Raw genomic sequence first — 12,177 nt, forward strand, 5'->3', positions numbered from 1 at the left:
TCCTGAAAAAACCACTTCAGGAGATATAGGAAAATTATTTACCTATATGTTGTACAACGACAGGGTAAGGCCTACTTACTGGGATTACGCCACTTTCGTAACCGGTGTAACCGGCAAATACTCACAACTTTTAGGAATAGTGACCGGTAATAAAATGTATGAACCCTCCACTGGATATAACCAGGATCGTTGGAATTCATATTATACCAGCGGAATCATGAACCAATACCGGGAAATTCAGAAGAATTACAATAAACTAACTGATGACCAAAAGAAGGAACAATTAATTTTTGTACAACTGGCTAAAATCGTTTTGGATGACCAGACCGCACAGATGGTTGATTTATGGGGAGATATTCCGTTTACCGAAGCAGGCCAGCTGAATGCAACGAATACGTTGATAAATGGGAAATTCGATGATGCAGCGACCATTTATAACACGTTGATCAGCGATTTAAAAGACATCAACACTTTCCTCTCTACTGCAACCTTGACTACTGCTGTCAGACAAAGCTTAACCACTCAGGATATTCTTCTTAAGGGTGATTTGACCTCGTGGAGAAGATATGCAAATTCACTGCGCTTAAGGTTATTGATGAGAATCTCTAATGTCAGTGAAAATACTGCCAAGACAGAAATAACTGCAATGTTAAATAACACTTCGGATTATCCTATGGTTGAGAACAATGCAGAAGATATCCTGTTGAACATGAATCCTACTGCCTTTTCCTCGGAAGGAATGAGAGACGGCTTAACAGACGGAGCAACCTCAAGCGGGCCTATTGCACCCACCTACATGTTGGAGACAGTGATGGTAACCAATAATGACCCAAGGATTCCTGTTTTTTGGGATCCCGGAACTAATGGTTATGTAGGATTATCTACCACACTGACCTCAAGTCAACAGGAGAACCTGATTGCCAACCGTCAGGTCGCAACTATTGATACGGCCACATTTATACAGAATTATAATGTACCGGGCGTACTGTTCACTGCTGCTGAAGTTAGTTTCTTAAAAGCAGAAGCATACGAGAGATGGGGACTGGGTACTGCCCAAACAGCTTACGAAACCGGAATCAGGCAATCTATTGAATTTTATTATAATATAAACCAGTCAGCTGTATTTGTTGGCTTCTCCAGGAATCCGCTTGCAACTCCAACAACATCAACGGTTAATGCATTTATTGCCGCTACCGGAATTGCATATACCGGGACGCCAACAGAAAAACTACACAAGATATGGACACAAAAATGGTTAAACTTCTTTATCCTTCAGGCCGGGCAAGCCTGGGCTGAAGTAAGAAGAACAGACTATCCCCTATTGCCATTTGCTATAGATGCTTCGATTAGTAATGCGCAACAGCCTCCTCATCGCCTGCTTTATCCAGATACGGAGAAAAGCTATAACACGGCCAATTATTCCAAGGTTCAAAGTCATGATACGAGAGACTATAAGATTTTCTGGGATTTAAATTGATTGTGCAGGACTCTGAAAAAGAAGGCCTGGCTGAAAATCAGCCAGGCCTTCTTGCTTTTTATTATTTTACCTATCCGTTTTTTTATCGCACCCTTAAAACTTACTGTTTTTCAAATATTTCTGATTTTGGCCTGTCTTTTAGGGCACTGCCAAAATTCCTGTTGGGTCTGGGGCCCATGGTAAATTCCAACAGGCCTCCCTTTCTGAGTTCCGAATAGGTTATATACGAGCGAGTAAACGGTTTTCCATTCAACCTGACCGACTGGATATAAATGTTCTTTTTGCTGTTGTTAACGGTTTTTATCGTGAACAGTTTTCTCTGGGGAAATTGAAGAGTCACCTCATCAAATATGGGGCTGCCAAAAACAAAAGCGGTATTAGCCGGATTGACAGGGTAAAAACCAATAGCTGAAAGGATATACCAGGCAGACATTTGTCCGCAATCATCATTTCCACATAAACCGTCTGTTTTATCCGAATATAATCCATAAAGGATTTTCCTTACAATCTCTGCTGTTTTCCATTGCCTGCCGGCATAAGGATACAGGTATGCAACATGATGGCTGGGTTCATTGCCATGGGCATATTGCCCGATAAGGCCGGAAATATCAGGGGGTGCATTAGTCCCCAATTCCCCTTTAACCACAAAAAGGCTGTCCAGCTTAGCAACAAAAGGCTTTTCGCCGCCAAACAACCGGATCAATCCTTCGACATCCTGCGGTACCAGCCAGGTGTATTGCCATCCGTTACCTTCGGTATAATCCTTCCATTCCTTCCCGGATATCATTATACTGGGTTCAAAAGGATTAAAGGGTTCACGGAATTTACCATTATCAAGTTTGGCCCGCATAAATTTTGTTTTAGGATCAAAATACCGTACATAGGATGAAGCCCGCTTTGCATAATTGGCATAATCGGTAGTCTGCCCCATTTTTCTTGCCATTTGTGCAATGCACCAGTCAGAAATAGAATATTCAAGGGCTTTTGCCACTGATTCAGGTTCCAGATCAGCCGGAATATAACCTTTCTGCTTCACATATTTCATCCCGTAATCATCCCGTGTAGAAGAAGCTTTCATGGCCTGCAAGGCCAATTTGGGGTCAAAACCTGTAAACCCTTTAAAATAGGCATCGGCAATAACAGGAACAGCGCTATACCCCACCATGCAATCGGTTTCATTCCCCATCAGGTGCCAAATAGGCAGTTTCCCCTGCTGCTGGTATATGGCCAACATAGAATTTACGAAATCACTGACCCTTTCAGGCTGAACCAGTGTATATAAGGGATGTGCAGCCCGGTAGGTATCCCATAAAGAAAAGACGGAATAATTTTGAAAACCCACACCGTGATGTACCATTTTATCTGCACCTCGGTAATCCCCATTGTGGTCGTTGAATAAAATCGGTGTAGTATATGAATGATAAAGGGCAGTATAAAATGTTCTTAAGTCAGCGGTATTTTTACTATTTGCCTTTACCTTTCCTATTTCGGCATTCCAGGCTTCATGTGCTTTTTGAACTACGCCGTTGAAATTCCATCCGGGGATTTCTGCCCGAATATTGTTCAACGCATTCTCTTCACTGACGGGAGAAATGCCGACCTTTAGCAAAATCTTTTCTCCTGAAGAGGTCGAAAAATTTAATACTCCGGTAATTTTCTTTCCTGTGGCAAAATCTCCGTTTATTGATTTTCCGCCATCAAATAAGTGGATATCACCAACCGGTTTGGATAGCCTGATGGCAAAATACAACCGCTGATCTTTTGCCCAACCTGTTGAAAAACGGTATCCCACAAAGGTGGTATCATCGACTTTTTTGAAAGACGTCTCCACCGGCTGATCCCAGCCTATCCCTTCCTCAAGATTGATGGCTATATGAGCCTGTTGCGCGGCAGGAAATGTATACTGATGAAAAGCCACACGCTCTGTGCAGGTCAATTCAACCCGGACCTCATAATTTTTCAATAAAACCGAATAATAACCTGCCCTGGCAATTTCATCGTGATGACTGTATTTTGAAGCATAGCCGGAAAAAGGATGATCTACAGTTCCGGGCGAAGATTTTAATTCTCCCGTATAAGGGGAAATCAACACATCCCCCAGATCCCCGATGCCCGTTCCGCTCAAATGTAGCTGCGAAAAACCCGTAACAATGCTGTCAGAATAATGATAACCCGAACACCAGTCCCAGCCTTTAACATAATTTGTCGGCCCTACCTGTACGGCACCAAAAGGGACATTGGCCCCCAAAAATACGTGCCCGTGGCCTCCTGTACCTATGTAGGGATCCACGTATTTTGTATAATCAGTCTTTTGGCCGGAAACATCGGGATTCAACAGAAAAAATAAGGAAGCGAGAAGAAAAACCGCATTGACAAATGATTTTGCTTTCATAAATAATTAGTTTTATAAGAAATATCTAACTTCTGTATGCAATTTCCCCTTCAGCGATCCGTCAACTGAGGGATCATTGTTTTTAACTACAAATGTTCACAAAGAAACTCTGAATCATCTTGAACCATGAAATTATCTCGAACTTCATCAAACTGTTTCAAACCATCTCAAACTTTTTTAACCCCCTTAAACCACAAAGTTCACAAGGATTCCACAAGGTTCACTATTTTTATGTTCTTTAGAAAATTGCCTCCTATACATGATAATTTATTTTCCAACATCCATTCAATCATTTAAACAAACGCCAATTATAAAAACGTATTAGGCAATATTCAACAAATCCGGATAATTATGCGCAACCTTCAGGATCAACTCCCCAAAGAATGAATTTGCCCAGGCAAACCAGCTTCTGGTAAATTTTTCAGGATTATCCTTATGGAAAGTCTCGTGCATGAATCCTGTGCCGGCATGAGTTTTTTTCAATGTCTGCAGGCAATATCTGATTTCTTCCTTATCGTCCGAAGTAATTGCCTGCATGATGAGGCTAAGGGGCCATATCATTTCTTCACCCACATGAGGGCCTCCAATGCCGGCACCGGCCTTACCCTTAAAAAACCAGGGATTATCAGCGGATAATACAAATTTTCTTGTATTCCTGTATAGAGAATCCGATGGCTGCAAACAGCCCAGATATGGCAAGGAAAGTAAGCTAGGGGTATTTGCATCGTCCATAAACAGTTGATTTCCAAACCCGTCGACTTCAAAAGCCAGAATTTTACCGTAATTCAGATGCTCTGAAACAGCGTAACCCTTTAACGCATTTTCGACCCGTACTGCAAGATTCTTGCAGTCGCTTGCAAAGCTTTGATCGTTTTTAATTACGGAGAACATTTCGGCCATCTGCCTCAAGGTCACAACAGCGAAATAGTTGGATGGGACCAGGAACGGGAAGGTAGTGGAATCATCCGACGGCCTGAAAGCAGAACAAATTAATCCAACCGGTTTCACGGGGTTTCCATATCCCCCTCCGGTAACTGTATCGGTTGCTTTCTCGGTAATCCTCATAAAATGATAAGGCCCTTTCCCTTTAATACGCAGCTGTTCAGTAAAAGTGGAAAGGATTAACCTTAAAGCAGCTTCATAGGAAGGAGTAAAAAATGAACTGTCACCGGTTTGCTTCCAATAATGATAAGCCAGCCGGACCGGATAACACAAAGAATCTATTTCCCATTTGCGTTCATGTAATTCGGGCTTCATATCAGTAAGGTCCTTATCAAATTCGCTTCCTTCAGCATTTTTATTAAATGCATTTGCATAAGGATCAATGGCGATGCATTTCCCCTGCCGGTTGATAACACCCAGTATTAATTTTTTAAGGGCAGGATCTTCATTTACGAAAGGTAAGTAAGGCCATACCTGGGCTGTAGAATCCCTGAGCCACATGGCGTGAATATCCCCGGTGATGACAAAAGTATCGGGATGCCCATTAATTTCCTGGTATTCTACTGTGGTATCCAGGGTATTGGGAAAGCAATTTTCAAACATCCAGGCAAGTTCAGGATCCTTGATCTGAGCTTTTGTTTTCAAAATCACCTTTTCAATTGCCTTACTGGTAAATTTACGTTTCCCTACAGACGGCCGCTTCGATACGAAATTATTGCCAGAGTACATTCCTTTGGCAAAAGCCGGGACAGTCAATATTGCTGCAGAAGCGATACCGGTCTGCGAGATAAATTTTCTTCTGTTCATCATATTCTTTTCTTTTTGAAGTCAAATTAAATCATAAACTAATTAACAAGGATTTGTAAGTATTATTTTTTTCTGTTTTACTTGATTAAAAATTGCTTTTTTAAAGGAAAATCTTCCGAGTTTTTCCCTACCATAACAGAATATTGTCCTTTATACAATTTCCATTTCCCTGTGGTCAAATCCCACTTCTGCAATTCAGAAACAGGTATACTTAGTTTCACTTCAGCAGTAGTCCCTTTTAGAATGCTTACCCGCTTAAATGCTTTTAGTTCCTTTAATGGCATACGTTCTATCTGGGGATATGCGATATAAGCCTGAACCACCTCATCGCCATCAAAGTAACCGGGATTTTGAACCTGAACAGTCATTTGTACCGTATCACCGGAAACATAGCTGCGTTTGGGTTCAGTTTTCCAACTATAACTAAATGAAGTATAGCTTAATCCGAAACCAAACGGATACTGGACTTTACCTGAGAAATAGCGGTAAGTCCTGCCTTTCATCGCATAGTCCTTAAAATCCGGCAGGTCGTTGACCGATCGATAAAAAGTTACAGGCAAACGCCCCGATGGGGATACTTTTCCAAAAAGGATATCTGCCAGGGCCGATCCTCCCTGCTCTCCCGGATACCATGCAAGGATGATTGCATCAGCATAGGGCTCAATAGCAGCAATATCGACCGCGCTGCCAGCAGTAACCACCGCAATGACAGGCTTATTGCTTGCTTTCCTCAACTGTTTCAAAAAAGCGATATGGGCAGCAGGAAGTTCTAATGTCGCCTTATCCCCTCCGGATACAGAAAGGAAGGCATCTCCTTCCTCCCCTTCCAGTATGGGAGTAAGGCCAATCACGGCAATGGTGGCATCACAGCCTGTCGATGCCCATATACCGCCAAAATGGACTGTATCCGCATCGTTGCATCCGAGATCATACTGCACATCCGTTGCAGGCCCAGCCTCCCTGGTAATGCCCTCGGCAAAAGTAACCATATTGCCCGATATTCCGTGGTAATTACCCATCAAAGCATCCAGCGAGGATGCATTTGCGCCGGCTACCAATAGGGAAGCGTAATGATCCTTTTGCAAAGGCAGGACTCCATTGTTCTTTAGCAAAACCATGCTTTGTTGGGCAACTTTTCTGGCCAATGCGACATGTGCAGCATTGTGCACACTGTCGGCACCATAATTTTTATAAGGGACAATTGAAGGGTCGTCAAAAAAACCAAGTTTCATCTGGGTACGGAGATTAGGCCTCAAAGCCTGGTCAACCTCCTGTTCGGTCAGCAGGCCTTTTTGAACAGCAGTCAATACATCATCCTGCAGTATATTTGCACAATCCAGGTTGACACCGGCTTTGACAGCTGCTGCTGCCACTTCCAGCCTTGTCGGGATGACCTTATGCCGCAGCCAGATATCATCGAGGGCCCAGCAGTCGGTTACCACATGGCCCTTAAAATGCCATTCATTTCTGAGTATATCCTGCAGCAATGTCTGTCCGGTGCAACAGGGCTGGTTGTTGAGCCGGTTATATCCACACATGACTGCTTCAACACCCGAATCCACCAGTTTTTTAAAAGCATAGAGATAAGTCTCGCGCAGGTCTTTATCGTCAACAATGGCATTAAAACTATGCCTTTCTGCTTCGGGGCCACTGTGAACGGCAAAATGCTTGGCACAGGCAGCGGTTTTGAGATAGTGCGGATCATTACCCTGCAATCCTTTGACAAAAGCCGTTCCCATGGAAGCGGTCAGGAAAGGATCTTCGCCGTATGTCTCCTGCCCCCTTCCCCATCTCGGATCCCGGAAAATATTGATGTTGGGCGTCCAAAATGTAAGTCCCATATATTGCAGGCGCCGGCCCATAGCAGTTGTAAGATTGTACTTTGCCCTTGCCTCGGTTGATATTGCTGAGGAGACCTGAACAATAAGCCCTTCGTTAAAGGTTGCAGCCATGGCTATAGCCTGCGGGAAAACAGTAGCTTCACCTCCCCGGGCAATGCCATGCAATGCCTCATTCCACCAGTTATAGGCAGGTATCTGCAAGCGCTGCACTCCCGGACTGTTGTAACCCAGCAACGAAACCTTTTCATTTAGCCGAAGCAGGTGCAACAAATCATCCACACGGGCATCAACAGAAGCTTCATGATTTCGAAACAGGGGCTGCTGTGCAAACAGGCTTCCTGTTAAAAAAACCAATATCCCGATAAAAACAAATCGAATTTTCATCATTCCGTTAATTTTTAAAATGAACCATCCTAAATTCACATAGTTATTTTACAGAAATGTTCTGTTCGCGCACATTCCATCCCCTGAGCGAAACCACTGCCTTATCGGTCAGTTTTGAGGGCGTATATTCTATAGTAATCGATTTCTCTTTACCCGGTAAAACGGAAATGTAGTTATCGCTGTAAAAAACCGGCAAGATTCTCTTGAATTTTTTACCATCTACCAGTGAAATCCTGTTAAAGAAAGCCACAGGGCCATTTAGGGGATTTGTAATTTTTACCTCAATTTTTCCCCGTGAAACTTTTTCAGCCTCAACATTCACAAGGGCAGCAGACATTTTCCGAAGGCCAGAATAATTACCTGTTGAATCGGGCAACCAGTAAAGATTCTCACTATAAATCTTCTGGCGGGCATCACTCAGGCTTAAAAAAAGGAAAAGGCCTTTATCTTTACCCAACTGATCAACAGCTTGTTTTACAGGGAAAAATTTCTGAACCGAAACAGGGCTCACCTCAATCATAAGCCGGTTAAGTGGAAATTCCATGCCCTTCATGTCATATAATTTCACTTCAAGCATCAGGTCGTGATAGGCGAAAAAAGTATTGTTGACGACAGAGACCATGCCATCTGCCGGATTACACATTACATGCAGGGGTTCACATCCATGATGCAATCCATACAAACAGGCATTAGGATCAAGGTAATAATCGTACATCTGTCCGCGTAAGGCTGTCCATGGATTTTGCGTCTTCCAGATGATAAAGCCCGTGTACCAATCCCAGGCATGGGAACTGAAACCTTCCCCAAGGGCACGGTACTGCTCATAATTTACCAACTGGGCTTTATCCCCAAAATCTTTTATATCTTCAGTTTTGCCATAAAGGTCAATATATTTGCCGTATCCCAAATCTTTATGATAAACCCAAACAGAATCAATTTTCCCAGTGGAATATTGAGGAACAGTCAGATTTTTCGCGGGAATAAAACGTTCCAGGGATTCATAATCACCCGTACCGACAGAACCTACTTCGGAATTAAAAGGGAAAGTCCGTTGTTCCCAAAAGCTGGTGACAGGCTGGATTGTATAAGGCCCATCGCCATTCCCGCCTGTGGAATTATAGGACATGCTGTCGCAGTTTGAATAAGGGAAAAAATAACGGGTACCGTCCAGGGCAGGAAGTAAGGAATCCTTCATGGCCATTAATAAATCTTCAGGAGGTGTGATTTCATTCCCCCCGCACCAGAATGCCAGCGAAGGATGGTTGCGGATCATCTTTACCTGATCGGCTAAAGTTTCAAGCAACAATTTATGATCATCCGGATATTGCCTCCTGGTCCATTGGTCTTCCTTTTTCATGGGATCAACCCATTTGCCGTTGCAATCACCCGAAAACCAGAGATCCTGAAACACCAGCAAACCATATTTATCGCAAGCTTCATAAAATTCGGGACGCTCAGTCAGTGCACCGCCCCAGATGCGAATCAGGTTTAAATTCATGTCCCTGTGAAAGCGGATTTCCGCATCATAACGTTCAGGACTCAGGCGGAGCAGGGCATCGGAGACTATCCAGTTTCCCCCTTTGATGAAAATTTTCTGTCCATTGACCGATACCTGCCTGCTTTGGGTATGATCGTTCCAAGTGGTCCGGATTTCACGAATCCCGGTTTTTATCTCCTCCTGATCCAAAATTTCCCCATCCCCTCCAACAAACTGGAATAACATATTGTACAATGGATGATCCCCATAACCGTTTGGCCACCAAAGCCGGGGATTTTCCAAAGAATAATCAGGTAATGAAATTTCAACAGTGGATTTGGGTTGAAGGGAAACCTCCTTCTTGATTACCGCTCCTTCAATGAGGTACCTTAATGTACCTGATAAAATTTCATTGTTGGGATTTTCAATTTCGCAGGAAGCTTTAATTATTGCAGGAACAGACTGCTTTCCTGGAAGACGTTTTCCGGGAACCAAGGTAACCACATGAGGATTCCTGAGGTCAATGGAAATGGTTTTTTCGACGGTAACCTTATCCCAGATGCCGGTGTTTCTGTCCCTGACAGGTTGAATCCAATCCCAGCCGGCGACATACTGATGGGATACATTGCGGGCAATAGTTCCGTCGCCTCCCTGGCCTCCATTGGGATTGCCCGCCGGATTTACCGGATAGACGATAACTGCCAGCCGATTCTTACCATTTGCCGAAAGAAAAGAAGTGATGTTATAATTTTGGCGCAGAAACATGCCATAATGAGTTTCCCGGTTCAGTTTATGCCCGTTGAGAAAAACGTCGCAGCCATAATTTACGCCACGAAGGTGAAGCCAAACTTGTTCCTTGTCGTTATTCACCTTTTCATTAAAATCGTTGACAAACCAGTAGGTATAATAATCACGGCCCGTGTCATATATATCCGGAATTTTTTTGTTGTTCATCCCATAAAAAGGGTCAGGAATCAAATGTTGGTTTAAAAGTGTGGCAAGTACCGTTCCGGGAACCACAGCAGGCATCCAGCCTGATATATCATAGGCAGGATCAGAAAGTCTTTCCCCTGCTACCTTTACCATTTTTATATTGATGCACTTCCAATTGCTGTTCAGTTCATAATACTTTTGAGCACTGAGGGTAGCCAAAGAAATAAACAACAGAAAAATGAGGGTACACTTTTTCTTTTGCATGATAAATAGTTTAGGTTTTATTTACGATTTTCCTATCAAAATTAAGCAAAAATGAAGTATATAAGTAATCGGGCAAGAAACAAAAAAAGATTTTATTAAACTAAAGCCCAAAATCCCAAATCATTTTTACTCATTGAATTAAAAATTTTTGTAACTTTCTTTTCAAATGGGAAAGTTCTTAATTTTTTATTTAAAGTATTTGATTTACAGATTTATGAAAAACGTATTTCAAAATATTTTTGCAAAACCATCTCCAAAAACAGCACATAACCTTTTTTAATCTTTCAACTCGTAATGAATAACTGAAAAATTACGTGATAGCTGATACCTCTATAAAAGATTTCAATGATTAGATTGAAATTATTCCGAAGCCTTTAATTAGGTCTATATAAAATTGGTAATCCTTTCCCTTCTGAGATATGAATCAATAAACCCATGAAATATAAAAGGAAAAAATTATCAATTTTTAACTTAACGGCAGATCCTTTCTAATAAAAAAATGGGGTCATTTTTTTAAATGAATGCGAGGGTTGAAATCAACGATAGACCATTAAAGTCTAAATATTCCTATAACATATGACAATATAAAACTTTAACGAAAAAATATCTGATCCGGCAAATCCCATAGTACTATAAATGCCCTATAAAATTTAACTAATTAAAAATTCCGTCTATGGACTAAAGATTCAAATTCAAAAACCGGGAAACACCAGGTGTATTCCCTTCAGGTTTAAATTTTTAAGCCGAAGAATTTAGTATCGTTGTAGAGACTTTCATTTTGCGAAATGTTTAATTTTTAACTTTAATAAAATATGAAAAGAAAACTAAAATTACCATTTTCCGCTAAGTCATTTACAAAAATCAGACTGATGATGAGACTATCTGTTTTGATCTGCATGATCACAGCAATTCATATATCAGCAATGACTTATACTCCAGCCTCCCGGATAAGTATAAAATTGAGAAATACCAACATTCGTCAAACTTCCTGGGGAACAGGGCAAAGTCAAGGTTTAACATTCCTCTTCAATGAAAATGCCCCTGGTCCTGAAATTAAAATATTCCTGCAAAGGCTGAAAGTAAGCGGCACGGTTAGCGATGAAGCAACCGGCGAAACTTTACCCGGAGTAAGCATTCATGTAGAAGGCTCACAAACCGGGACAATCACCGATGTAAACGGGAAATACAGCATAGAGGTACCGGATGCCAATTCGATATTGCTATTCTCCATTGTGGGTTATCGTACTGAAAGAATTTCTGTTTCCGGGCGAACAACTATTGATGTTAAATTAACCTCTGAAGAAAAGAAGCTGGAAGAAATAGTTGTAGTAGGTTATGGTACCCAGAAGAAAGTCAATTTAACCGGGGCTGTTTCTTCGCTAAATGGCGACAATGTTGCCCAAAAGCCTGTTACCCAGCTTTCTGCTGCTTTACAGGGACTGGCTCCTGGGGTTACGATTACTCAAAGTACCGGTCAGCCGGGTGTTGATGCCGGCACCATCCGTATCAGGGGTGTTGGAACCTTGAATAATAATAATCCACTCGTTTTGGTTGATGGAGTTGAATATGATATCAACAATGTAGATGCAAATGATGTAGAAAATATTTCCATACTTAAAGATGCAGCAGCATCCTCAATTTACGGTGTCCGGGCTGCAAA

General features: G+C 42.1%; 6 protein-coding genes. 2 read left to right on the top strand and 4 right to left on the bottom strand.

Annotated features, from left to right (window positions below):
- The coding region (locus Q8907_06750) for a SusD/RagB family nutrient-binding outer membrane lipoprotein (GenBank protein ID MDP4273960.1) at positions 1-1,477 on the top strand (1,477 nt) is incomplete at its 5' end.
- Positions 1,478-1,577: 100 nt separating this feature from the next.
- Here the strand turns inward: Q8907_06750 and Q8907_06755 are convergent.
- The 4 genes from Q8907_06755 to Q8907_06770 form a co-directional block, all read right to left on the bottom strand.
- The gene (locus Q8907_06755) at positions 1,578-3,869 is read right to left on the bottom strand and encodes a GH92 family glycosyl hydrolase (protein MDP4273961.1); all 2,292 of its coding nucleotides are present in this window, start codon (positions 3,867-3,869) and stop codon (positions 1,578-1,580) included.
- 321 nt (positions 3,870-4,190) lie between these two features.
- On the bottom strand, positions 4,191-5,621 hold the full coding sequence (locus tag Q8907_06760; protein MDP4273962.1) for a glycoside hydrolase family 125 protein: 1,431 nt from the start codon (positions 5,619-5,621) through the stop codon (positions 4,191-4,193).
- A 74-nt stretch (positions 5,622-5,695) separates the two neighbouring features.
- The gene (locus Q8907_06765) at positions 5,696-7,846 is read right to left on the bottom strand and encodes a glycoside hydrolase family 3 N-terminal domain-containing protein (protein MDP4273963.1); all 2,151 of its coding nucleotides are present in this window, start codon (positions 7,844-7,846) and stop codon (positions 5,696-5,698) included.
- Positions 7,847-7,886: 40 nt separating this feature from the next.
- A complete protein-coding gene (locus Q8907_06770; protein ID MDP4273964.1) occupies positions 7,887-10,517 on the bottom strand; it encodes a glycoside hydrolase family 2 TIM barrel-domain containing protein in 2,631 nt (876 codons plus the stop codon).
- 869 nt (positions 10,518-11,386) lie between these two features.
- Between Q8907_06770 and Q8907_06775 the strand changes: the two genes are divergently transcribed.
- Positions 11,387-12,177: carboxypeptidase-like regulatory domain-containing protein (locus tag Q8907_06775; GenBank protein ID MDP4273965.1), on the top strand; the 791-nt coding region annotated here is incomplete at its 3' end.

The organism is Bacteroidota bacterium (genome assembly GCA_030706565.1).
Taxonomy (GTDB): domain Bacteria; phylum Bacteroidota; class Bacteroidia; order Bacteroidales; family JAUZOH01; genus JAUZOH01.

What these genes read in the sequence shown, in the direction of transcription:
- Q8907_06755 (MDP4273961.1), bottom strand. Translation starts at nt 3,869, where the DNA reads ATGAAAGCAAAATCATTTGTCAATGCGGTTTTTCTTCTCGCTTCCTTA.
- Q8907_06760 (MDP4273962.1), bottom strand. Translation starts at nt 5,621, where the DNA reads ATGATGAACAGAAGAAAATTTATCTCGCAGACCGGTATCGCTTCTGCA.
- Q8907_06765 (MDP4273963.1), bottom strand. Translation starts at nt 7,846, where the DNA reads ATGATGAAAATTCGATTTGTTTTTATCGGGATATTGGTTTTTTTAACA.
- Q8907_06770 (MDP4273964.1), bottom strand. Translation starts at nt 10,517, where the DNA reads ATGCAAAAGAAAAAGTGTACCCTCATTTTTCTGTTGTTTATTTCTTTG.